The 22,716-nt window shown below is 38.7% G+C and carries 22 protein-coding genes and 1 pseudogene; 21 read left to right on the top strand and 2 right to left on the bottom strand.

Features of this window, described 5'->3' with window-relative positions; translation table 11 throughout:
• Position 1: 1 nt before the first annotated feature.
• Both C0J00_RS07695 and C0J00_RS07690 read left to right on the top strand, forming a co-directional pair.
• Positions 2 to 862, top strand: a complete 861-nt coding sequence (locus tag C0J00_RS07695) for a metal ABC transporter permease (RefSeq protein ID WP_104968330.1) — start codon at positions 2 to 4, stop codon at positions 860 to 862.
• Between the two features lie 13 nt (positions 863 to 875).
• Positions 876 to 1,697: a metal ABC transporter permease gene (locus tag C0J00_RS07690; protein WP_407697205.1), complete on the top strand. Its 822-nt coding sequence runs from the start codon at positions 876 to 878 to the stop codon at positions 1,695 to 1,697.
• Between the two features lie 57 nt (positions 1,698 to 1,754).
• Here C0J00_RS07690 and C0J00_RS07685 read toward each other — a convergent pair whose 3' ends face one another.
• Entirely contained in the window at positions 1,755 to 2,549 is a 795-nt protein-coding gene (locus tag C0J00_RS07685) for a peptidylprolyl isomerase (RefSeq protein ID WP_104968328.1), read from the bottom strand.
• Positions 2,550 to 2,679: 130 nt separating this feature from the next.
• Between C0J00_RS07685 and C0J00_RS07680 the strand changes: the two genes are divergently transcribed.
• From C0J00_RS07680 to C0J00_RS07660, 5 genes are all read left to right on the top strand, one after another.
• Positions 2,680 to 3,918 carry a hypothetical protein gene (locus C0J00_RS07680; RefSeq protein WP_104968327.1) on the top strand — a complete coding sequence of 413 codons (1,239 nt, stop codon included), beginning with the start codon at positions 2,680 to 2,682 and terminating at the stop codon, positions 3,916 to 3,918.
• 147 nt (positions 3,919 to 4,065) lie between these two features.
• Positions 4,066 to 4,725, top strand: coding sequence for a YutD family protein (locus tag C0J00_RS07675; protein ID WP_104968326.1), 660 nt, complete (start codon positions 4,066 to 4,068; stop codon positions 4,723 to 4,725).
• A 9-nt stretch (positions 4,726 to 4,734) separates the two neighbouring features.
• Positions 4,735 to 5,262 (top strand): VanZ family protein, encoded by a 528-nt coding sequence (locus tag C0J00_RS07670; protein ID WP_233995834.1) that lies wholly within the window; start codon positions 4,735 to 4,737, stop codon positions 5,260 to 5,262.
• Between the two features lie 258 nt (positions 5,263 to 5,520).
• Complete coding sequence (locus C0J00_RS07665) at positions 5,521 to 7,311, top strand: ABC transporter ATP-binding protein (RefSeq protein ID WP_104968325.1); 1,791 nt, start codon at positions 5,521 to 5,523, stop codon at positions 7,309 to 7,311.
• Positions 7,301 to 9,046 (top strand): ABC transporter ATP-binding protein, encoded by a 1,746-nt coding sequence (locus C0J00_RS07660; RefSeq protein ID WP_104968324.1) that lies wholly within the window; start codon positions 7,301 to 7,303, stop codon positions 9,044 to 9,046. Before C0J00_RS07665 ends, C0J00_RS07660 begins: the two co-directional genes overlap by 11 nt.
• Here C0J00_RS07660 and C0J00_RS07655 read toward each other — a convergent pair.
• Positions 9,020 to 9,673 carry a prepilin peptidase gene (locus C0J00_RS07655; RefSeq protein ID WP_104968323.1) on the bottom strand — a complete coding sequence of 218 codons (654 nt, stop codon included), beginning with the start codon at positions 9,671 to 9,673 and terminating at the stop codon, positions 9,020 to 9,022. The two genes, C0J00_RS07660 and C0J00_RS07655, sit on opposite strands and share 27 nt — an antisense overlap.
• A gap of 91 nt (positions 9,674 to 9,764) precedes the next feature.
• Between C0J00_RS07655 and C0J00_RS07650 the strand changes: the two genes are divergently transcribed.
• From C0J00_RS07650 to ftsZ, 14 genes and pseudogenes are all read left to right on the top strand, one after another.
• Positions 9,765 to 10,226 carry a Dps family protein gene (locus C0J00_RS07650; protein ID WP_199773961.1) on the top strand — a complete coding sequence of 154 codons (462 nt, stop codon included), beginning with the start codon at positions 9,765 to 9,767 and terminating at the stop codon, positions 10,224 to 10,226.
• Between the two features lie 242 nt (positions 10,227 to 10,468).
• Entirely contained in the window at positions 10,469 to 10,681 is a 213-nt protein-coding gene (locus tag C0J00_RS07645; RefSeq protein WP_104968321.1) for a YqgQ family protein, read from the top strand.
• Entirely contained in the window at positions 10,674 to 11,639 is a 966-nt protein-coding gene (locus C0J00_RS07640) for an ROK family glucokinase (RefSeq protein WP_104968320.1), read from the top strand. Before C0J00_RS07645 ends, C0J00_RS07640 begins: the two co-directional genes overlap by 8 nt.
• A gap of 16 nt (positions 11,640 to 11,655) precedes the next feature.
• On the top strand, positions 11,656 to 12,030 hold the full coding sequence (locus C0J00_RS07635) for a rhodanese-like domain-containing protein (protein WP_104968319.1): 375 nt from the start codon (positions 11,656 to 11,658) through the stop codon (positions 12,028 to 12,030).
• A gap of 131 nt (positions 12,031 to 12,161) precedes the next feature.
• Positions 12,162 to 12,290: a hypothetical protein gene (locus tag C0J00_RS10650; RefSeq protein ID WP_267894043.1), complete on the top strand. Its 129-nt coding sequence runs from the start codon at positions 12,162 to 12,164 to the stop codon at positions 12,288 to 12,290.
• An 8-nt stretch (positions 12,291 to 12,298) separates the two neighbouring features.
• The gene (locus C0J00_RS10460) at positions 12,299 to 12,604 is read left to right on the top strand and encodes a hypothetical protein (protein ID WP_158667326.1); all 306 of its coding nucleotides are present in this window, start codon (positions 12,299 to 12,301) and stop codon (positions 12,602 to 12,604) included.
• 242 nt (positions 12,605 to 12,846) lie between these two features.
• Positions 12,847 to 13,839: an aspartate--ammonia ligase gene (gene asnA, locus C0J00_RS07625; protein WP_104968317.1), complete on the top strand. Its 993-nt coding sequence runs from the start codon at positions 12,847 to 12,849 to the stop codon at positions 13,837 to 13,839.
• Positions 13,840 to 13,998: 159 nt separating this feature from the next.
• Positions 13,999 to 15,840: a translational GTPase TypA gene (typA, locus tag C0J00_RS07620; RefSeq protein WP_104968316.1), complete on the top strand. Its 1,842-nt coding sequence runs from the start codon at positions 13,999 to 14,001 to the stop codon at positions 15,838 to 15,840.
• Between the two features lie 36 nt (positions 15,841 to 15,876).
• Complete coding sequence (locus C0J00_RS07615; protein WP_104968315.1) at positions 15,877 to 16,140, top strand: DUF3165 family protein; 264 nt, start codon at positions 15,877 to 15,879, stop codon at positions 16,138 to 16,140.
• Between the two features lie 173 nt (positions 16,141 to 16,313).
• Entirely contained in the window at positions 16,314 to 17,678 is a 1,365-nt protein-coding gene (gene murD / locus C0J00_RS07610) for a UDP-N-acetylmuramoyl-L-alanine--D-glutamate ligase (protein WP_104968314.1), read from the top strand.
• Positions 17,671 to 18,747: a UDP-N-acetylglucosamine--N-acetylmuramyl-(pentapeptide) pyrophosphoryl-undecaprenol N-acetylglucosamine transferase gene (locus C0J00_RS07605; protein WP_104968313.1), complete on the top strand. Its 1,077-nt coding sequence runs from the start codon at positions 17,671 to 17,673 to the stop codon at positions 18,745 to 18,747. The genes murD and C0J00_RS07605 overlap by 8 nt, the downstream gene beginning before the upstream one ends.
• A gap of 3 nt (positions 18,748 to 18,750) precedes the next feature.
• A complete protein-coding gene (locus C0J00_RS07600) occupies positions 18,751 to 19,848 on the top strand; it encodes a cell division protein FtsQ/DivIB (RefSeq protein ID WP_104968312.1) in 1,098 nt (365 codons plus the stop codon).
• 155 nt (positions 19,849 to 20,003) lie between these two features.
• Positions 20,004 to 21,374: a cell division protein FtsA gene (gene ftsA, locus C0J00_RS07595; protein WP_104968311.1), complete on the top strand. Its 1,371-nt coding sequence runs from the start codon at positions 20,004 to 20,006 to the stop codon at positions 21,372 to 21,374.
• 16 nt (positions 21,375 to 21,390) lie between these two features.
• A pseudogene (gene ftsZ / locus C0J00_RS07590) lies at positions 21,391 to 22,712 on the top strand (cell division protein FtsZ).
• Positions 22,713 to 22,716 lie beyond the last annotated feature (4 nt).

Genomic DNA, 22,716 nt, shown 5'->3' with positions numbered 1-22,716 from the left:
TATGTTAGCTATTTTAACTGACTATTCCTTTGTAACTGTAGCCTTTGGAACGTCAATTTTTGCTTTGGCATCCTGCTTATTGGGTTCAATCAGTGTTTTGAAACAACAAAGCCTCATTGGTGACGTTATCGGTCACGCCTCTTATCCAGGGGTAATTCTGGCATTTATGGTCTTTGAATCACGGCATCCTTTGCTTTTAATGTTAGGTGCCATGTTAGCAGGATTATTATCGTATCGTCTGGTCTATCTCATCAATACTTATAGTCGGCAGAGCTTTGTCAATGCCTTGTCTTTGGTATCTGCTTCTTTTTTTGGATTAGGAATGGTTCTGAAAAATTTTCTTCAGGGCAATCATCATTATCAAAACGCTTCTCAGGCAGGGCTTCAGACTTATCTTTTTGGTCAGGCTGCTTTCATTCAAAAATCAGATCTTTATTTGATCTTGGCAGTATCGCTATTAGTATTGGGAATTTTCTTATTTTTTTACCAACGACTAATCGTTTATCTTTTTGATGAAGGCTTTGCTCAAGTAAGTGGACTTCCTCTTAGTCTGATAAAAGGAGGGCAACTTGTTCTGATGACAGCTCTGATTGCTGTTGGTTTAAAAGTGGTCGGTGCTATCTTAATGAGTAGTTTTTTGATTGCCCCAAGTGTCTTTGGCTTACTTTTAGGAAAGACGTATAAGCAAAGCTTACTATTTGGAAGCATAATGGCCCTTGTCTCAGCCTGGTTAGGGAGCTTAATGAGTTCTAGTATTTCTGGGATGTCTACAGGCCCTGCTATTATTATTTGTATGACAGTTTGTCTAATTCTTGCTTTTCTTTGGTCTACTTATATTCAAAAGGAGAACGGTCGTGTCTGAAGTATTCTTAATAATGATTGTTATTGCTATGTCCTGTAGCTTAATTGGCAATATTTTAGTGATTAGTAATCAAAGTATGGTGGCAGATGCTTTATCACATTCTATTCTTCTGGGAATTGTCATGGGTTTCTTTTTAACTCAGGACCTTTATTCACCGTTATTACTCATAGGTGCAAGTGTTTTTGGAGTTTTAACAATTATCATGATTGAAACTATCCACAGTCAAAAAATTGCCCATGACGCGGCGACAGGTCTAGTCTTCACTTTCTTTTTTGCGCTAGGTGTTATGTTGATTTCTCTCTTTGCTAGAAATGTTCATCTAGATTTAGATATGGTATTGATGGGAGAAGTGCTTTTTGCCCCCTTTGTTAGGAGTCAATTACTAGGAGTTGATATGCCTCTGGCTTTGGTTAGAGGGATTGTCCTTTTTTTGAGTCTATCTCTCTTTTACCTGTTATCCTTCTGGCGTTTGTCTCTTTATTTATTTGATAAAACGCAGGCTAGATTAGTTGGCGTAAAAGTCATATTACTTAAGATTTTACTCATGTTTTTGGTTTCTTTAACGATTGTTCTTGCTTTTGATAGTTTAGGTTCTATCACAGTGATTAGTTTTTTAGTTGCTCCAGCTATGTTAGCTAGTTTATGGTCACAGACTTTTTTGAGCTTTACCTTACTTAGTCTTACCTTCTCTGTTCTTTTGGCTAGTTTGGGCTATTATTTAGGTATGTTTTTTGATGTCACTCTTTCTGGCATAACAGCAGTTGTAGCCTTAATGAGTTTTTTGACAATGATGTTGCTAAAATCAGTCGTTCATAGAATCATGAAGAGCGAGTGAAAAAAATACAGGTAGTGCTTGATGGAATCGTCAAGCAGTACCTGTGTTTTGTATTTATTATTTCTTAGCTTCTTGTTTTACAGTGATTTTTTTTATCGTAACGTCTTCTTTAGGTTTGTCACCATCACCAGTTTCAACGGCAGCAATTTTATCCACAACATCCATGCCAGAAATCACTTGACCAAATACAGTATAACCACCGTCTAGACTTAAATTACCACCATCTTTATAAGCTTCAATGATTGGTGCTGGGTAGTCTCCTTCTTTGAGCTGGTCAGCTTGATTATTCGGGTTTTGATTGATGAAAAATTGACTACCATTGGTATCAGCACCAGCATTAGCCATAGCAAGGGCACCTCTGAGATTGAAAAGAAACGGAGTGACTTCATTTTTAAACCCTGTTCCTGAATCAATCTTGTCATCTTTACCATTCCAAATTGACTGACCTCCAGTTCCATCACCATTTGGGTCACCTGTTTGAATCATAAAATCCTTGATAACCCTATGGAAGGTTAGGCCATCATAATATCCCTCTTTAGCATGGGTTATGAAGTTTTCCACAGCTAGAGGAGCGTATTTAGGGAAGAGTTTAATGTTAATATCGCCCATACTTGTCGAAAGGATAACTTGACTCTCGTCTTTAGCGACCTTATTGGAGAGTTGAGGAAAGGCTTCTTTTCCTGATTTTAAAGCTTTTTGGATATCTTTTTGATATTGATTGCTAGTTTCTTTAGACTCTTCAAGAGCATTTTTCTGATCAACATAATCATCACCCTTTAGGGAACGCTCAATCTTATCACAGCCTGTTAAAAAAGCAAGACCAACTAAACTAATTAGACATAATTTTTTCATAGTAACCTCTATCTAAGTGTATAAATCAATGAAATTATACCACAATTATTCTTTATTTTAATGAAAAAACCTATGAAAACGATTTAAAGTGTGTTAGAATATAGGCAAATATCACTAAAAGGAGATAGTTATGGCTACAAAAGAAGAGTGGACAGGATTATTCGAGACTGTTGTGGGACGTAAACCAACAGCAGATGAGTTTATGGCAGCCAAAGAGGGAGGCTTTGAACCTTCTCAAATCATGAGTATTGCTGGTTTTCATCAAAATCAAACAGATTCAGTCGAGACAGCATCAGCTAATGACAAGTCAGTGGTGGTAGATAAGCCTCAAGATAAACAACCCGTGGGTGGTGTTAGTTCCCAAATCCCTAGTGTTAATCAGACTACTAGTGGAACGACTAAGTCATCGTTTGATCTTGGTATGATTTTAGCAATTGTTTCATTGGTACTATCATTGGTTTTCCTACTAGCAGCTTGGCTGACTCCATTTGTGGTGACATTCTTGGTGCTTTCCATCTTGAACCTTATTTTTGCTGGGGTTATTCTTTTCTTAAACCTTAAGAAACCAGGGAAACTGTTGTCTATTATCGCGACAGCGATAGCAGGTCTTGTTCTTCTTTCTTCTTTAGGGGCTTTGATTTTCCATCATTCACAAGAAAAACAAGCTAGCATTGATGAACAAAAAACAAGCCAAGAAACTGATAAAGATAAAGAAACTGATTCAGATGAGGACGATAAAGATTCAGAAGATGATGCTGATGATAAGGCAGATAGTACAGATGTCAATGATTACATTGATAAAAATGCTAAATTTGATTGGACAGAAAAGAATTTTTCAGCCCTAAAATTTGCTGGTTATGATAACAAGGAAGGCACAAGTCTAAAAGAAGTTATCAAAGACCATGGCAAAGCAAACAATGCAGAAGTTTCAGGGGATGACATGACCTTGACTTACGAATCAGGAAGTGGTGTTAATCGTAAAGAAACACGTCTTCGTTTTGAAAAGCAATACGATGGTAGCTTTATTTTAACGAGTGGTAATGCTTATGGAATTAGTGAGACTATCAAGGTTAACAATAACTACAAGTCTAATTGGACGAAAGAAGAGTACGATAAATTATCAGAGGGTGATCGTGAGACAGGAGATGGCGGCGCTAAATGGACTGATGTTCAAAAAAAATATGGTGATCCTAAAGATGCCTTTGTCCACTTATCTAACTATGGAGATGGGATTTCTAAAATGCTAAATGTCACTTATAGTGATTATAAATCTGATGATTCTAAATTGACCTATGTTTCACTTGATTTTGTTGAAAAAGATGGCGAGTACTATCTTGTCCATAAATATTCAGATCAAGATAAAGAGTAATGACAAACAGGCTTGGGCCTGTTTTTTGTATAGTCAAGAGATGCAAAAATGTCTAAATAGTGTATAATAGTAGGGATTATGACAAAGAAAAAATAGCTAAATGATTTTGAAAGACGCATTTAGTGGCTAATATAGAAAGGATTTCTCTTGCGAAAAGAAGTTTTACCTGAGCAACTTAACTATAATAAATTCCCAGGGCCTAGATTTCTTCATTTTGGGGACGTGGTCAAGAGTGAAGATGATACCATCAATTTTAAATTGGTTCATAATGAGAAGGATGCTTTTAATCCAGAAACATTTGGGCAACGCTTTTCTGAGCTTCTTTTAAAGTACGATTATCTTGTTGGTGATTGGTCTAGTGAACAATTGCGTTTAAAGGGCTTTTTTATTGATGATCATAATATTCGAAAGTCAAGTCGACAATCTCGGATTGATGACTATTTAAAAGAATATTGTGCTTTCGGTTGTGCCTATTTTATTTTAGAAAATGAGCATCCAGTAGAAATTGTCTTTGAGGAAGAAAAACTTCCTAAACGCAAACGGAATCGTAAACGCAAATCCCCTCGCTCTGTAGTTGATGGTAATGCTGTTCGAAAAGAGACTGAAAAGACTAAGAAATTTAAGAAGTCAAAATCATCTAAGCAGAAGGCTAAGTCCTCACAGTCTGCGAATGACAATGAGCATTTTTCAAGTCGAAAACGTCGTTCAAAAATGCAAAATCAGAATCAAAAGAAGGAACGTTCTGTCAAAGATTCTGATAGGGCTGGCAGTCAGCTTCAACATTTTACCATTCGCAAGAAAAGTTAGAAGAATCGTATGATGTTAGGACAATTTTTTAATAAAAAAGCTCAGCTAAAAGCAAATTATCGAAAGTTTATTTGGATGCTAATGATAGCCTATGGCTGTTTCATTGGGATGATATGTTTCATGCCCCAACCATCCATTGATGGTGTGACAACACCGAATGTTATTTATCTTGGTCGCCTAAGATTATTGCTTGTACCATTCAATTCTTTTATATATTTCAATGAGTTGGATAGCTTATGGGAAAAGTTTTGGGTTGTGGGACAAAACATTGCCAATGTTTTTCTCCTTTATCCTTTAGGGATTTGTATTCACTTACTGTGGGATAGATGGTCAGGGCTTAAAAAGTCTTTATTACTAGGCTTAAGCATGAGTGCTTTTATTGAAGTGACACAGTTAATGCTAGACTTATTATTTGAGTTTAACAGGGTTTTTGAAATTGATGATTTATGGACAAATGCTTTAGGAGTGTTTTTAGCCTATTTAACAGTAAAGTGGTTGAAAAATAAGCAGTTGTTAAACAAGCACGATATGAATTAATATGCTATAATTTTAAAGTTGAAAAGACTATAATAATAAAAAGTGTTATCTCTTCTATAAGGCTATTTTGAGGGAATACAGGAGTTTCAATAGAATTGGCTGCCTGACCGGTTAGTGCTTATTGAGAGGATGGCCAAGTGCTTGTAACATGATTCTTTGATAGAATCAAACCGAACACAAAAAACGGGAAGTGGAAATATCCTCAGTATTATCGAGGGTACAATCCACTCCCTTTTCCTATGGAAGAAAAGGAGAGTTATGGAAAATAGGGAGAAAAAAGTGAAACCAAAGAATATTTTGCTCAGGCTAGGTTGGTTTTTTAAACTTGAGAGAAAAGCCTATGTGATTGGCATTATTTCCTTGATGTTGGTATCAGTGCTTAATCTTATTCCCCCGATGATTATGGGGAAAGTGATTGATAGGATTACAAGGCAGAGTTTGCAAGAATCTGAGCTATTGTGGCAGTTATTCTTGTTGGTTTTAGCAGCGGTCGGTATGTATGCTTTGCGTTACGTTTGGCGGATGTACATTCTTGGGACATCTTACCGCTTGGGACAAATCATGAGGTCTCGTTTATTTGAACACTTTACTCGTATGTCACCTTCTTTCTATCAGAAGTACCGTACTGGTGATTTGATGGCTCATGCGACTAATGATATCAATGCTTTAACACGCTTAGCTGGTGGTGGGGTTATGTCAGCAGTGGATGCCTCAGTCACTGCAGCAGTGACCCTCTTGACCATGTTTTTAAGCATTTCCTGGCAAATGACTTTAGTAGCGATCATTCCTTTACCGTTTATGGCTTATGCGACTAGTCGTCTTGGACGTAAAACGCACAAGGCTTTTGGAGAGTCTCAGGCTGCTTTCTCAGAGCTTAATAACAAGGTTCAGGAGAGCGTTTCTGGTATTAAGGTCACTAAGTCTTTTGGCTATCGAGAACAAGAGTTAGCCTCTTTTCAAGAGACGAATGACATGACTTTTAAAAAGAACATGTACACTAAAAAATACGATGTTCTCTTTGATCCACTCGTTCTTTTGTTTATTGGAGCATCCTACACCCTTACCTTGGTTATGGGATCAGTTATGGTCTCCAAAGGGCAAGTTACCGTTGGTAATTTAGTGACTTTTATTACCTATCTTGATATGTTGGTGTGGCCATTGATGGCGATTGGCTTCTTGTTTAACATGGTCCAACGCGGGACAGTCTCTTACGATCGTATCGAAAACCTGCTAAATCAAGAATCAGATGTTCAAAATCCTGAAAATCCAGTGCCAAGTATTCAAAATGGGGACATCACTTTTGCTATCAATCATTTTGATTATGATGATGCTTCTTATACGACTTTAGAAGATATTCATTTCACCTTGAAAAAAGGTCAAACGCTTGGTTTGGTTGGTCAGACAGGATCTGGGAAAACAACCTTGATTAAGTTGCTTCTTCGTGAACATGATGTCACAGATGGACAAATCATTTTAGATGGTCACGATATTAAGGATTACAATCTTTCAGATCTTCGTCAACTAACAGGTTATGTACCTCAAGATCAGATGTTATTTGCAACAAGTATTATTAATAATGTTCGTTTCGGAGATATCAATTTAGATATTGACAGGGTTGAACGTGCCACGCAGTTGTCTCATGTTTATGATGACATTAAGGCTATGCCAGAAGGTTTTGAAACCCTGATTGGTGAAAAGGGCGTTTCCCTATCGGGTGGTCAAAGGCAACGAATTGCCATGAGTCGTGCCATGATTTTGGATCCTGATATCTTAATTTTGGATGATTCCCTTTCAGCGGTTGATGCTCGGACAGAACACAGTATTATCGAAAATCTCAAGGCTAGTCGTCAGGATAAGACAACGATTATTTCTGCCCACCGTCTCTCAGCAGTGGTTCATGCAGATCTGATTTTAGTCATGCAGGACGGTCATATTATTGAACGTGGTAACCATGAAGAGCTCTTAGCACAAGATGGTTGGTATGCACGCACATACGAATCACAACAATTAGCAGAAGCCGTAGAAGAGGAGGTGGGTTATGACATCTAAAGGTCAACAATGGCAAGTTTTTAAACGATTGATTGGTTATTTGAAGCCTTATAAATTATGGACAATCTTAGCCCTAGCCTTACTCTTATTAACATCAGTCGTTAAGAGTTTGATTCCCTTAGTGGCTTCTCACTTTATTGACCAATACCTGTCTAACATTACAGGTATTGCCGTTATGGTTTTAGTGGGTTATTATGGCATGTATCTCTTGCAGACGGTTATCCAGTATTTGGGGAATTATTTCTTTGCGCGTGTGTCTTACAGCATTGTCCGTGATATTCGTCGCGATGCCTTTGCTAATATGGAAAAATTAGGCATGTCTTACTTTGACCAGACACCAGCAGGAACTATCGTCTCTCGTATTACCAATGATACAGAGGCGGTTAGTGAGATGTTCTCGGGTATTTTATCGAGTTTCATTTCAGCCATATTCATCTTTACTGTAACGCTGTATACCATGTTAACCTTGGACATGCGTTTGACTGGATTTGTGGTTCTCTTTTTACCACTCATCTTTATTTTGGTTAATATCTACCGAAAACGTTCGGTTGTCATTATTGCCAAAACACGAGCTTTCCTGGGAGAAATTAACTCAAAATTAGCTGAGAGTATTGAAGGAATTCGTATCATTCAAGCTTTTGGTCAGGAAGCACGTCTTCAAGAAGAATTTGATGCTATCAACGACCAACATTTTGATTATTCAAGACGCTCAATGTCCTTAGACAGTCTCTTCTTGCGCCCTGCCATGAGTCTCTTAAAACTCTTAGCTTATGCTGTTTTAATGGCTTATTTTGGTTATCGAGGGAATGACTTAGGAATTACAGCTGGGATGATGTATGCCTTTATCCAATACATTAATCGACTCTTTGATCCGCTAATTGAAGTGACACAAAACTTCTCAGTCTTGCAAACATCGATGGTATCAGCTAGCCGTGTCTTTGATCTGATTGATGAGGCAGGTTATGAGCCAAAACAGGAAGCTCAAGATATTAAGATGACAGATGGTAACATAGAGTTCAAGAACGTGTCTTTCTCATACGATGGCAAACGTCAGATTCTCAATGACATTTCCTTTAAAGTCAACAAGGGTGAAACCATCGCCTTTGTCGGTCCGACAGGTTCAGGGAAATCATCCATTATTAATGTCTTTATGCGTTTTTATGAGTTCCAATCCGGTCAAGTGCTAGTCGATGGGATTGATATTCGCAACTATCCAGCTCATGAGTTAAGGGATAATGTTGGACTGGTTCTTCAAGATCCATTCTTGTATCATGGGGATATTAAATCCAATATTGCGATGTACAAAGAGTTGACGGACGAGGAAATCAAAGCAGCAGCAGAGTTTGTTGATGCCGATCAATTTATCCAAAAGTTACCAGACAAGTACGACCACGCTGTCGCAGAACGTGGTTCAGGCTTCTCAACAGGTCAGCGACAACTCCTCGCTTTTGCGAGAACAGTTGCTGCACAACCAAAAGTGCTTATCTTGGATGAGGCAACAGCCAATATTGACTCTGAAACGGAGACATTGGTGCAGAATTCTCTTGAAAAAATGCGCCAAGGTCGCACCACTATCGCGATTGCCCACCGCTTATCAACGATTCAAGATGCTGATTGCATTTACGTATTAGATAAGGGACATATCATTGAAAGTGGTCGCCACGAAGACCTTCTAGCTCTAGGAGGAACCTACCAGAAAATGTATCAATTACAAGCTGGTATGATGGAAGACTAAGACAATAAGATAAGCCAAACTGAGATAGGGAACGAATGCTAGTTCTCTATCTTTTTTTATCGTTAGAGCTAAAATACCTAGACCTGAGGCGATCTGAATGAGCCATAGTATTTCTTGAAAGCCGATAGATAAAGAAAGTAAAGCAAGGAAGAGAAAGTCTCCGCTGCCCATTCTGATATTTTTGATTTCTGCTAAAAAGCCAATCAAAAGGAGTATTACCGTCATGTTTTCCCAGTGATAAAAGAGTGACATCGGTATAAAAACAAATAACCAGATTATGAAAGGAAAGGAATGTGATTTGATATCGTACAGCGATAGGCAAAGACTAGTCGCCAAGAGAATAGCTTGACTAGGAGTTAGGATTTGCCAAAAAGAAAATAAAGCTAATAGGCCACAGCAGGCTTCAATAATGGCGTATCGTACAGGAAGGTTAGCTTGGCAGTAGCGGCAGCGACTTTTAGAAAGTATTTGCGAGACAACGGGGATTAAGTCATACCATTTGAGACAAGTTTGGCAGGTCATACAGTGACTTGCAGGGGAGATGATTGAATGCTCAGGGAAACGGTCGACAACAAGTCCTACAAAGGAACCAATTGTAGAGCCGATAAAAAAGATTAAGATTGTCATACTTATTTATTCGAAAATAAAATAGTTTTTTCTTGACTTTTATTTAGAATGATTCTAAAATAGGGTTATAAAAATAAAGGAGGCCTCTCAAATGGTATATGACAAAACACAAGCAGTTTTAAATCAAGCTGTCGCAGATCTTTCAAAAGCAGCATCAATTGTTCACCAAACTCATTGGTACATGCGTGGCCCAGGATTCTTTTATCTTCATCCTAAAATGGATGAATTAATGGAAGAATTGGATGAAACACTTGATGTGGTGAGCGAGCGTCTTATCACGATTGGTGGTGCCCCATATTCGACCTTGAAAGAATTTGATGAGCATTCTAAGCTTACAGAAGAAGTTGGCTCATATGACTACTCAATGACAGAACGCCTAGAAAAATTAGTTGAGGTGTACTCATATCTTTCAGAACTCTTCCAAGAAGGTTTGGGTGTTAGTGATGAGGAAGGGGATGATCCTTCAAATGGTATTTTCTCAGATGCTCAAGATGCTGTTCAAAAAACATTGTGGATGCTCCAAGCTGAACTTGGTCGCCCGTCAGGATTGTAAGCTAATAGGAAGTGGGACAAAATCGGTCATTTGAAGACTTCGATTTCTTCTCACTTGTTCCTTACTAGGCTCGAACTGAAACGATTTCTTTCTAAATCGTTTCGGCTCCTTGTCTGAAAGTTAATTTATTTGACTATAATCTAAAGAGGCAAGGACTTCTGTCCTAGCCTTTTTTAAGTGGTGAAATGCAAACGATTGCGAAAACGCTTGAAAAAGGTCCTTAATTTTGCTAAAATTCTTCTATGAAAACTCTCTATGATGTCCAGCAGTTGCTTAAACAATTTGGTATTTATGTCTATGTCGGTAAACGTCTTTTTGATATCGAACTGATGAAATTAGAATTAGCCAGACTTCACGATAATGGGCTCATTGAACGTGAGCAATACTTACAGGCTGAATTAATTTTAAGACGGGAGCATCGTATAGAACTAGAAAAGGAAGAGAACAATGAGTAAAAAATTATTAGGTATTGATCTTGGCGGAACAACCATAAAATTTGGGATTTTAACAGAAGCCGGAGAGGTTCAAGAGAAATGGGCGATTGAAACCAATATCCTTGAGGGTGGTAAACATATTGTTCCTGATATAGTGGCATCAATTAAGCACCGTTTAGATATGTACAGTCTAACAAGTGATGATTTTGTTGGAATTGGGATGGGTTCACCTGGCGCTGTCAATCGTGACGATAAAACGGTAACAGGTGCCTTCAACCTCAACTGGAAAGAAACACAAGAAGTGGGGTCTGTTATTGAAAAGGAAACAGGTATTCCATTTGCTATTGACAACGATGCTAACGTTGCAGCTTTAGGGGAGCGCTGGGTAGGTGCAGGTGCTAATAATCCAGATGTTGTTTTTGTAACCCTTGGAACTGGTGTCGGCGGCGGTGTTATTGCTGATGGAAATCTTATCCATGGAATAGCTGGTGCAGGCGGTGAAATTGGACACATGGTCGTTGAACCTGACACTGGATTTGAATGTACCTGCGGGACAGTTGGTTGTCTTGAAACGGTAGCCTCTGCGACAGGTGTTGTTCGTGTAGCTCGCCGTTTAGCAGAAAGTTACGAAGGAGATTCATCCATTAAAGCAGCTATTGATAATGGCGAAGGCGTATCAAGTAAAGATATCTTTGAAGCTGCTCAAGGCGGCGATAATTTTGCTAATAGTGTTGTGGATAAGGTCTGTTTCTATCTTGGACTTGCCACAGCTAACATTTCTAATCTATTGAATCCTGATTCAGTAGTTATTGGTGGAGGTGTTTCAGCAGCCGGTGAATTCTTGCGTCGTCGTGTTGAAGCTAATTTTAAAAAATACACTTTTCCACAAGTTCGTCAATCAACACAAATTAAATTGGCAGAGCTAGGAAACGATGCTGGTATTATTGGTGCTGCCAGTTTGGCAAGAACGGAACACTAAGAAAGGTTGTTAGCAAATGATTTGGATCATTTTAATTGTTATTAGTTTGGTGATTATTGCTTATTCAGCTTGGAATTATTTCCGTTTGAAAAAAGCAGTTACCTTTGTTGATAACGCTGAATTCAAACAGCTTATGAGGATTGGTCAGTTGATTGATGTTCGTGAACCTGGACGTTTCCACCAGAGCCACATTTTAGGAGCTCGTAATTTTCCTTTCCAGCAATTTGAAGCGTCACTTGGAGCTTTGAATAAGGAAAAACCAGTTCTCATCTATGATGATAATCGTGGAGCCTTAATTCCTCGAGTTGCTAATATCCTTAAAAAAGCAGGCTATGAACGTGTTTATGTTCTAGAAAATGGTTTTGAAGGCTGGGATGGTAAAACGAAATGACTTGGTCAACTATCTTCTTGATCGCGATTATTGTTTTAATTTTGCTATTTTTGCTATTTTTGCGCAAAGATGATCAACGCAGAGTTCAACTCGGACAATAAATATTACAAGATGTTTTAGCCAATGAGAACATGAATGATTTATCTAATCGTTATCATTCATTTGCGGCTGTTGCATTGGTTAAAAAGTTGCGTGAAAATTTTGATGTAGATTTTCTTTCGGCAAAGCAACTGGCTGATAAGATACAAGAGCAACGCTAAAAGAGTTTTTGAAAGCAGCTACAAATAGTCCAATTTCTCAATATCAAGTTCGCTTTAACATCCTAAGACAGTTGTTACATGGCTGTTTCGTTCGCATTTTACGCTCGGAAAAGGACCTAGAACAGCAGATAAAAGCTGTGCTTTATCTATCTGCAACTTCAAAAGATCTTCCAGATTTTTTGAGCTATGCGGGGGTCGGAGCGAAACGGTCTGGGGATAGACCATTTCAGCCAAGTATAGATTTGACTATCATTTTTAATACCCAAGGTGACCTTATTGGATTTCCCAGCCTCTTTCATCTCAATGCAGGCTAACTTTGTTTCTACCGAATACGCTTTTTGACCATAACAAAACACTCCTGTTTCTAGTTTACTAGATTTCAACAGGAGTGTTTTTCTTATGTTTCATTCTATGGATGCAGTGCTGAAATCGAACTCTTTTTTGTTAAAGGGGTTCTTTCCCACTCTCTTTTTCGTTAAATGTCAAGAAATCTGATGATTTTTCTCGTAAAAAGTAGTACAATACTCTCATTATTATAAAAGGTAAGGAGAATGGTATGCAGAAAAGTTTCATTCATCAACAAGAAGAGATTTCTTTTGTTAAAAATACATTTACGCAATATCTCAAGGATAAGCTTGATGTTGTTGAAGTTCAAGGTCCGATTTTAAGCCGTGTGGGAGACGGTATGCAGGATAATTTATCCGGTATTGAAAATGCGGTCCGTGTTAATGTGAAATTGATTCCTGATGATGAATATGAAGTTGTCCATTCCCTTGCTAAATGGAAACGTCATACCCTAGCGCGATTCAATTTTGGTGAAGGGGAAGGCCTCTTTGTTCATATGAAGGCTCTTCGTCCAGATGAAGATTCTCTGGACCCAACACACTCCGTATTTGTTGACCAATGGGATTGGGAAAAGGTGATTCCAAGTGGGCAACGTAATCTCGCTTATTTGAAAGAAACGGTTGAGCAGATTTATAAGGCTATCCGTTTAACGGAGTTAGCTGTTGAGGCTCGTTATGACATTGAGTCTATTCTGCCCAAGAAGATTACCTTTATCCATTCAGAAGACTTGGTCAAAGATTATCCGTTCATGACACCTAAAGAGCGGGAAAATGCTATTACTAAAAAGCATGGTGCGGTCTTCTTGATTGGCATCGGTGGCGAACTTAGTGATGGTCAACCCCACGATGGTCGTGCACCAGATTATGATGATTGGACGTCAGCGTCTGAGGGAGATTATAAAGGTCTAAACGGGGATATTCTTGTGTGGAATGAGCAACTTGGTGGGGCTTTTGAGTTATCTTCCATGGGAATTCGTGTTGACCAGGATGCCCTTCAAAAACAAGTTGCTATCACAGGTGATGAAGACCGTCTTCAGTATGACTGGCATAAGGCTCTACTCAATGGCGATTTCCCATTGACGATTGGTGGTGGTATCGGTCAATCTCGCTTAGTTATGTTCTTGCTGCGGAAACAGCATATTGGTGAAGTGCAATCAAGTGTCTGGCCCACCGATGTTAGAAATGCTTTTGAACATATTTTGTAAGAAGAAAACTAAAATACTGCAAGTTTTTTAACTTGCAGTATTTTTTCTGTAGATCTATTGTAAATAGAAGTGAAAACATTTACACTTGACTTGGTTCAGCTTTTTAAACTTTTTTGTGATATACTTGTACAGTTAATAAAACATATTATAGAGGAAAACATGACAAATTTAAGAACAGATATCCGTAACGTTGCCATTATCGCCCACGTTGACCACGGTAAAACAACCCTTGTTGATGAGCTTTTGAAGCAATCCCACACACTTGATGCTCGTAAAGAGCTTGAAGAGCGTGCAATGGACTCAAACGATCTTGAAAAAGAGCGTGGTATTACTATCTTAGCGAAAAATACAGCTGTTGCATACAATGACACACGTATCAATATCATGGACACACCAGGACACGCGGACTTTGGTGGAGAAGTAGAACGTATCATGAAAATGGTTGACGGTGTTGTTCTTGTCGTGGATGCTTACGAAGGTACCATGCCTCAGACACGTTTCGTATTGAAAAAAGCCCTTGAGCAAAACTTGACACCAATCGTTGTTGTGAACAAGATTGACAAGCCATCAGCTCGTCCAGCAGAAGTTGTTGACGAAGTTCTTGAACTGTTTATTGAACTTGGTGCAGATGACGATCAACTAGATTTCCCGGTTGTTTATGCTTCAGCTATCAATGGGACATCATCACTTTCAGATAATCCAGCTGATCAAGAAGCCTCAATGGCACCAATCTTTGACACCATTATTGAACATATTCCAGCTCCAATTGATAACTCAGATGAGCCGTTACAATTCCAAGTATCACTACTTGACTACAACGACTTTGTCGGTCGTATCGGTATTGGACGTGTCTTCCGTGGAACTGTTAAAGTTGGTGACCAAGTTACCCTTTCAAAACTTGATGGTTCAACGAAAAACTTCCGCGTGACAAAACTCTTTGGTTTTTTCGGTCTTGAGCGCCGTGAAATCCAAGAAGCTAAAGCTGGTGATTTGATTGCCGTTTCAGGTATGGAAGATATCTTCGTAGGAGAAACAGTAACGCCTCAAGATGCTATCGAACCACTCCCAATCCTACGTATTGATGAACCAACTCTTCAAATGACTTTCTTGGCTAATAACTCACCATTTGCAGGTCGTGAAGGTAAACACGTGACATCACGTAAAGTTGAAGAGCGCCTTCTTGCGGAACTTCAAACGGACGTTTCGCTTCGCGTTGAAGCAACGGATTCACCAGATAAATGGATTGTTTCAGGACGTGGTGAGCTTCACTTGTCAATCCTTATCGAAACCATGCGTCGCGAAGGTTATGAGCTTCAAGTGTCTAAGCCTGAAGTTATCATCAAAGAAATTGATGGCGTGCAATGTGAACCATTTGAACGTGTGCAAATCGACACACCAGAAGAATACCAAGGTGCTATCATCCAAGCCCTTTCAGAACGTAAAGGAGATATGCTTGATATGACCATGGTTGGTAATGGTCAAACACGTTTGATCTTCTTGATTCCAGCTCGTGGTTTGATTGGATTCTCAACAGAATTCCTTTCAATGACACGTGGTTACGGTATCATGAACCATACCTTTGACCAATACCTACCACTTGTTCCAGGTGAAATTGGTGGACGTCACCGTGGTGCCCTTGTTTCTATTGACAATGGTAAAGCAACAACATACTCAATCATGCGTATTGAAGAACGTGGAACAATCTTTGTAAACCCAGGGACTGAAGTTTATGAAGGTATGATTATTGGTGAAAATGCTCGTGAAAATGACCTTGGTGTTAACATCACAACCGCTAAACAAATGACAAACGTTCGTTCAGCGACTAAAGATCAAACATCAGTTATCAAAACACCACGTATTTTGACACTTGAAGAATCTATTGAATTCTTGGATTATGATGAATATATGGAAGTAACGCCAGAATCTATTCGTTTGCGTAAGCAAATCTTGAACAAGGCTGCGCGTGATAAAGCTAACAAAAAGAAAAAATCAGCTGAATAAACATCAGTGATTGAAAGGTAAATAGTAAGGAGAGGTATGTTTTATTTATTAGTATTATTTGGCATCGTTCTTTACTATTTCTTTATGGCTCCAAAATCTATTCGTAGTACCATAAATTCAATTGGAATAATGGTGGCTATAGCAATTTTGCTAATCCTTGCAGGGATGAGTTTTATGAAACTGATTCAGTCTCCAGGAGAAGTATACATCATCGCTATTATGCTAGTTCTAGGTTTTTTAGCCTTGAGAGACATTTTAAAGTTATCATCAAAAGATCTACCTTTCAAAAAAGATAAATAAGAGAAATCACCTGACACTTGTTAGGTGATTTTCTTTGCCAGCCAAGAAAAGTAGTCTCCTTGAAAATTGCCTTGATAAAAGGTAAAATAAGACAATAGTATTGAACGAAAAAAGGAATAGTCAGAAGAGATAAGTGTAGTTATTATCAAAAAACTGACAGGTTTTATATTAATATGAAAATGATCTCAAATTTTGAAAATAAAAAAGTTCTAGTTCTAGGATTGGCTAGGTCCGGACAAGCAGCTGCGCGTCTGTTAGCAAAATTAGGTGCTATTGTTACCGTAAACGATGGTAAACCTTTTGATGAAAATCCTTCTGCGCAAGCCTTATTAGAAGAGGGGATTAAGGTTGTTTGTGGCAGTCATCCACTAGAATTGTTGGATGAAGAGTTTGCCTTGATGGTTAAGAACCCAGGAATTCCTTATTCTAATGCCATGGTACAAAAGGCTCAAGAGAAAAATATTCCTATTTGGACAGAGGTAGAACTTGCCGGTCTTGTTTCAGAGGCTCCAATTGTTGGAATTACAGGTTCAAATGGGAAGACAACAACAACGACGATGATTGCTGAAGTCTTCAATCATTCTGGCAAATCAGGTCTATTAGCTGGTAATATTGGATTTCCAGCCTCAGAAGTAGTTGTAGATGCCAGAGTTGATGATACCTTAATTATGGAACTATCCTCCTTCCAACTAATGGGAATAGATACTTTTAAACCACATATTGCTGTCATTACAAATCTTGAACCAAGTCATCTAGATTATCATGGGACGTTTGACGATTATGTTGCGGCCAAATGGAATATTCAAAATCAGATGACAAGTGATGACTTTGTTGTGCTTAATTTTAATCAAGGTATTGCACGGCGCTTGGCTGAAAAAACAGCAGCGACAGTTGTTCCTTTTTCAACGATTGAAGCGGTTGATGGTGCCTACCTTGAAGAGGGGAAACTTTATTTCAAAGGCGAGTTTATTATGTCAGCTGATGAAGTTGGTGTGCCAGGTGAACACAATGTCGAAAACGCTCTTGCAACTATTGCTGTAGCTAAGTTGTCAGGCATTTCCAATCAAGCTATAAAAGAAACATTGTCCACTTTCGGTGGGGTTAAGCATCGCTTGCAAGATGTTGGATCAGTTGATGGTATTACCTTTTTCAATGATTCTAAATCAACTAATATTTTAGCGACTCAAAAAGCTTTGTCAGGTTTTGATAATCAACAGTTGATTTTGATAGCTGGTGGCTTAGATCGAGGAAATAGCTTTGATGAATTAGTGCCTGATTTAAAAGACTTAAAAACCATGATAGTTTTAGGGGAAACAGCTGACAAGTTAGCTGATACAGCAAAATCCATTGCTATTCCTGTAGAGTACGCCAAAGATGTTGCTGATGCGACAAGAAAAGCATTTGAATTGGCTGAAGTCGGCGATACTGTTCTTCTAAGTCCTGCAAATGCTAGTTGGGATATGTACCAGAATTTTGAAGTCCGCGGAGATGAATTCTTAGCGACCGTCGCGTCCTTGAAAGGGGATCATCATGAGTAAAGGTAAAATTGTTTTGACAGGCGGCGGTACCGTAGGCCACGTTACCCTTAATTTATTGTTGATTCCAAAATTCATTCAAGATGGCTGGGAAGTTCACTACATAGGTGATAAACACGGGATTGAATATGATGAAATCCAGCGACTAGATGAAAATGTTGTTTTTCATGCTATTGCGACAGGAAAATTAAGACGCTATTTTTCATGGCAAAATGTAGGTGATATTTTCAAAGTTGGGTTTGGTATCCTCCAATCCTTGGTAACTATTGCTAGAATAAGACCCAAAGCTCTCTTTTCAAAAGGTGGCTTCGTTTCAGTGCCTCCAGTGATAGCAGCAAAAGTACTAGGGATTCCCGTCTTTGTTCATGAATCTGACTTGTCGATGGGCCTGGCTAATAAAATTGCTTATAAATTCGCGACAAAAATGTACACCACATTCGAACAAGAAGCTTCATTATCTAAAGCGGAGCATATTGGTGCGATTACTAAGGTAGAACCCTACTCAATTCAAGACGATCAAATGGTTGAGGAGATAAAAGCCCAGTTTGATCCTATGAAAAAGACGATTTTATTTGTTGGTGGTTCAGCTGGTGCCAAGGTTTTCAATGATTTTATCACGAATCATTTGAAAGAATTGACATCACTGTACAACATTATCAATATCTCTGGGGATTCTCAGCTTAATACTTTGGAGGAAAATCTTTTTCGTATTGACTACGTCACCGATTTATACCAACCCCTAATGAATTTAGCGGATTTAGTTATTACTCGAGGTGGTTCAAACACTATCTTTGAGTTAGTTGCTCTTCAAAAGTTGCATCTTATTATTCCACTTGGGAAAGAGGCTAGTCGTGGAGACCAACTTGAAAATGCTGCTTACTTTGAAAAAAGAGGCTATGCTCTACAATTGTCAGAAGAAGACTTATCTTTGGTGACTTTAAATCAAAGACTTCAGGAATTACTTACTCATGCACCGCAATTTGAAGCGGCTATGCAAAATAGTCAAGAGTTAACCTCTCAACAAGCCTTCTACCAGAAATTGACAGAGTCTATTCAGAAGGCAAAGGGATAAAAAATGGTAAAAGATAAGGAAACGACTAAAGATTCTGAGAAGGATAAGCCAGTTCTAACCGAGTGGCAAAAACGCAATCAGGAATTTTTAAAGAAAAAAGAGCAAGATAAGGCAGAACAAGAAGAAGCTGAAAAGCGTCTTCAGGAGCTTCGACGGTCACAATTTTTAGGGGATAAATCAGAGGATGATGAAAAGGCGTCAAACCCTAAAAAAGTGAAAAAAAGTAAGGAAAAAATCAAAAAAGAACCAAAGCCTAAAAAGGTTAAGAAAAAAAATCCTCACCGTAACCGTTTTGTTGTTGTGATGACACTAAATGTTGTTATTCTCTTGTTTTCGGCATTTATGATTAGCCCTTTGAGTACCTCAAAAAAGATTACTGTTTCAGGGCAGCATTTCACTGATGAAGCTACGATTCAACAAGCTTCTGGGATAAAGGTTGATGATTATTTGTTTAGTGTCTTTATAAATCGAGACCAGATTGAAAAATCAATTGTCAAAAATGATCCATGGGTCAAGTCAGCTAAGCTTGATTTTGAACTACCGAATCATTTTAAGATTAAGGTCAAAGAGAATAGGATTATAGCTTATCGTCAGCAAGAAGAGAGTTATTTTCCAATCTTATCAAACGGCCTTGTGGTTGATGAAGTTGCTCAAGATTTACCAAATCATTTTTTGAGTGTGAATTTAGACACAGAAAAAGATGTCAAGGAATTTATCAAAGCTAGACAATCCTTGAAAAAAACGATTCGTCGCAATATTAAATCTGTTTCAAAAGAAAGTTCTAAGTCAACAAAAGATCTGATCAGAATAAGTATGTATGACGGCAATACTGTTCTTATTCCACTTTCAAAACTTAAGGAGAGACTGCCTTATTATAACCAAGTAGCTTCTAAGATGGTCGCAACACCAGGGACTATTGATATGGAGGTTGGAATATACGTCGCTGTTGAAGATGTTAGTTCACCAGAAGTTGCTGAAGAAAACTCAACTCCTAGCCTAGAGCTTAATGATGGATCATCAGAGGAGGCGCCTCAAGGAGAAGATTTTCCTCAAGAAGTAACGAATTCTCAAGATACAGTAACGGAATCACCAGCTCAATAAAGATTGAAAAGAGATTTTACTTAGTTACATTTGTATAACAAAAAGCACAAAAGCTATTCATTTTGTGCTTTTTTATGGTATAATATGCTTTGAATAATTCCGCCCGTGCGTGGTTTTTAGAATAGTAAGTAATGGAAAGAATGAGAGGTTGGGTAATGGCAAGAAACGGCTTTTTTACGGGCTTAGATATCGGTACTAGCTCGATTAAAGTACTTGTTGCAGAATACATTGATGGCGAAATGAATGTTATCGGTGTGAGCAATGTAAAAAGTTCTGGTGTAAAGGATGGCATTATCGTTGACATCGATGCAGCAGCAAAAGAAATTAAATTAGCAATTGAACAAGCAGAAGAAAAATCAGGTATTTCAATTGAAAAAATAAACGTTGGATTGCCGGCAAATCTGTTGCAAATTGAGCCTACGCAGGGAATGATTCCTGTTACAAGCGAATCAAAAGAAATCAAAGATGAAGATGTTGAAAGTGTTGTGAAATCTGCATTAACTAAAAGCATCACCCCAGAACGTGAGGTGATTTCTTTAGTTCCTGAGGAATTCATCGTAGATAGCTTTCAAGGAATTCGTGACCCACGTGGTATGATGGGGATTCGCCTAGAAATGCGTGGTCTTCTTTACACAGGACCAACAACAATTTTACATAATCTTCGTAAAACAGTTGAACGTGCTGGTATTTCTGTTGAAAATATTATCATTTCTCCGTTAGCGATGACTAAGTCAGTTCTAAATGAAGGAGAGCGTGAATTTGGTGCAACAGTTATTGACATGGGAGGTGGTCAGACGACAGTAGCCTCTATGAGAGCTCAAGAATTGCAGTACACCAACATCTATCCAGAAGGTGGCGAATATGTCACCAAAGATATTTCTAAAGTCTTAAAGACATCACTACAGATAGCAGAAGCTTTGAAATTTAACTTTGGAAATGCCAATGTTAGAGAAGCTAGTGCAACAGATAGTGTTCAAGTCGAGGTTGTCGGAAGTGACACTCCAGTTGATGTGACGGAAAAATACCTTGCGGAAATTATTTCAGCTCGCATCAAACATGTTTTAGAACGTGTTAAGCAAGATTTGGAACGCGGTCGCTTGCTAGAACTTCCTGGAGGAATAGTCATCGTTGGTGGTGGCGCTATTTTACCAGGAGTCGTAGAGATAGCACAAGAGGTATTTGGTACAAAAGTAAAACTTTTTGTCCCACATCAAGTTGGTATCCGTAATCCAATGTTTGCTAATGTTATTGGCTTGGTTGAGTATGTTGGAACTTTGACTGATGTTGATATTATCGCTCAGTCAGCGGTTACTGGAGAAGAAATTCTTCGTCGCAAACCTATTGATCTTGGTCCAAACTATACGATGCCAAATCAACAACAGCAACCCCTTCAAAATGATTTTGCCTTTAATGATGCAAACCGTTTTGACGAAGAAGTAAATATTCAAGAAGCACCTAAGCCAAGCGAACCAAAACAGAATATTGGTGATCGAGTTCGTGGACTCTTTGGTAGTATGTTTGATTAAAAAGTGAGGAATAAAAATGTCATTTTCATTTGATACAGCGTCTATGCAAGGTGCCATCATCAAAGTTATCGGAGTTGGTGGCGGTGGCGGAAATGCTATTAACCGTATGATTGATGAAGGTCTTGCTGGCGTAGAATTTATTGCAGCAAATACTGATATCCAGGCCCTAAGTTCTTCGAAAGCTGAAACAGTTATTCAGTTGGGTCCTAAATTAACACGTGGACTTGGTGCTGGAGGACAACCTGAGGTTGGACGCAAAGCCGCTGAAGAAAGTGAAGAAGTTTTAACGGAAGCCCTTACCGGCGCAGACATGGTATTTATCACTGCAGGTATGGGGGAGGATCAGGTACTGGTGCGGCCCCTGTTATAGCTCGTATTGCTAAAAGCTTGGGAGCTCTTACTGTAGCTGTCGTAACACGTCCTTTCGGTTTCGAAGGAAATAAGCGTGGAAACTTTGCTATTGAAGGTATTCAAGAATTGCGTGAGCAAGTAGATACGCTTCTTATCATTTCAAATAATAATTTGCTTGAAATTGTTGATAAGAAAACACCACTTCTTGAAGCGCTCAGTGAGGCTGATAATGTCCTCCGTCAAGGTGTGCAAGGGATTACCGATTTAATTACAAGCCCAGGTCTTATTAACCTTGACTTTGCAGATGTTAAAACTGTTATGGCCAATAAAGGGAATGCCCTTATGGGTATCGGTATCGGTTCAGGTGAGGAGCGTATTGTTGAGGCTGCTCGTAAAGCTATATACTCTCCACTACTAGAAACAACCATTGATGGTGCAGAGGACGTAATTGTCAATGTTACCGGTGGTCTTGATATGACACTTACTGAAGCTGAAGAGGCATCTGAAATTGTTGGTCAAGCTGCAGGAAATGGTGTTAATATTTGGCTTGGTACGTCTATTGATGACACACTTAAAGACGAAATCCGTGTTACTGTAGTAGCAACTGGTGTGCGTCAAGATCGCACAGAACAAGTAACAGGTATCCGTTCAACACCTCGCACCTTTAATACTCAAGCGCCATCACAACCATCGACTGGTCAATATGATAATCAACGCTCTGAAGAGTCAACCCCATCCTTTGATCGTCGTCAAATGAATTTTGATATGGCGCAAAATGTAGATATGCCTTCTTCGCCACGTACCCCTCAAACTGATTTTAATCAACCAAATCAAAATTCTGCTTTTGGTAATTGGGATCTTCGTCGAGATAATATTGCTCGTCCGACAGAAGGGGAATTGGATGGCAAGTTGAATATGTCAACTTTCTCAGGAGCCTCTGAAGTGGATGATGAACTTGATACTCCGCCATTCTTTAAAAACCGTTAAGTTT

Source organism: Streptococcus pluranimalium (assembly GCF_002953735.1).
GTDB classification, from domain to species: Bacteria; Bacillota; Bacilli; order Lactobacillales; family Streptococcaceae; genus Streptococcus; species Streptococcus pluranimalium.
The sequence above is the reverse complement of the archived record's forward strand: the minus strand, read 5'-3'. Positions and strand labels throughout refer to the sequence as shown.

What these genes read in the sequence shown, in the direction of transcription:
- C0J00_RS07645 (WP_104968321.1), top strand. Translation starts at nt 10,469, where the DNA reads ATGAAAACTCTCTATGATGTCCAGCAGTTGCTTAAACAATTTGGTATT.
- C0J00_RS07680 (WP_104968327.1), top strand. Translation starts at nt 2,680, where the DNA reads ATGGCTACAAAAGAAGAGTGGACAGGATTATTCGAGACTGTTGTGGGA.
- C0J00_RS07690 (WP_407697205.1), top strand. Translation starts at nt 876, where the DNA reads ATGATTGTTATTGCTATGTCCTGTAGCTTAATTGGCAATATTTTAGTG.
- C0J00_RS07670 (WP_233995834.1), top strand. Translation starts at nt 4,735, where the DNA reads ATGATGTTAGGACAATTTTTTAATAAAAAAGCTCAGCTAAAAGCAAAT.
- C0J00_RS07615 (WP_104968315.1), top strand. Translation starts at nt 15,877, where the DNA reads ATGTTTTATTTATTAGTATTATTTGGCATCGTTCTTTACTATTTCTTT.
- C0J00_RS10650 (WP_267894043.1), top strand. Translation starts at nt 12,162, where the DNA reads ATGAATGATTTATCTAATCGTTATCATTCATTTGCGGCTGTTGCATTG.
- C0J00_RS07650 (WP_199773961.1), top strand. Translation starts at nt 9,765, where the DNA reads ATGGTATATGACAAAACACAAGCAGTTTTAAATCAAGCTGTCGCAGAT.
- C0J00_RS07635 (WP_104968319.1), top strand. Translation starts at nt 11,656, where the DNA reads ATGATTTGGATCATTTTAATTGTTATTAGTTTGGTGATTATTGCTTAT.
- C0J00_RS07655 (WP_104968323.1), bottom strand. Translation starts at nt 9,673, where the DNA reads ATGACAATCTTAATCTTTTTTATCGGCTCTACAATTGGTTCCTTTGTA.
- ftsA (WP_104968311.1), top strand. Translation starts at nt 20,004, where the DNA reads ATGGCAAGAAACGGCTTTTTTACGGGCTTAGATATCGGTACTAGCTCG.
- C0J00_RS07600 (WP_104968312.1), top strand. Translation starts at nt 18,751, where the DNA reads ATGGTAAAAGATAAGGAAACGACTAAAGATTCTGAGAAGGATAAGCCA.
- C0J00_RS07665 (WP_104968325.1), top strand. Translation starts at nt 5,521, where the DNA reads ATGGAAAATAGGGAGAAAAAAGTGAAACCAAAGAATATTTTGCTCAGG.
- C0J00_RS07640 (WP_104968320.1), top strand. Translation starts at nt 10,674, where the DNA reads ATGAGTAAAAAATTATTAGGTATTGATCTTGGCGGAACAACCATAAAA.
- typA (WP_104968316.1), top strand. Translation starts at nt 13,999, where the DNA reads ATGACAAATTTAAGAACAGATATCCGTAACGTTGCCATTATCGCCCAC.
- C0J00_RS07660 (WP_104968324.1), top strand. Translation starts at nt 7,301, where the DNA reads ATGACATCTAAAGGTCAACAATGGCAAGTTTTTAAACGATTGATTGGT.
- asnA (WP_104968317.1), top strand. Translation starts at nt 12,847, where the DNA reads ATGCAGAAAAGTTTCATTCATCAACAAGAAGAGATTTCTTTTGTTAAA.
- C0J00_RS07695 (WP_104968330.1), top strand. Translation starts at nt 2, where the DNA reads ATGTTAGCTATTTTAACTGACTATTCCTTTGTAACTGTAGCCTTTGGA.
- murD (WP_104968314.1), top strand. Translation starts at nt 16,314, where the DNA reads ATGAAAATGATCTCAAATTTTGAAAATAAAAAAGTTCTAGTTCTAGGA.
- C0J00_RS07605 (WP_104968313.1), top strand. Translation starts at nt 17,671, where the DNA reads ATGAGTAAAGGTAAAATTGTTTTGACAGGCGGCGGTACCGTAGGCCAC.
- C0J00_RS07685 (WP_104968328.1), bottom strand. Translation starts at nt 2,549, where the DNA reads ATGAAAAAATTATGTCTAATTAGTTTAGTTGGTCTTGCTTTTTTAACA.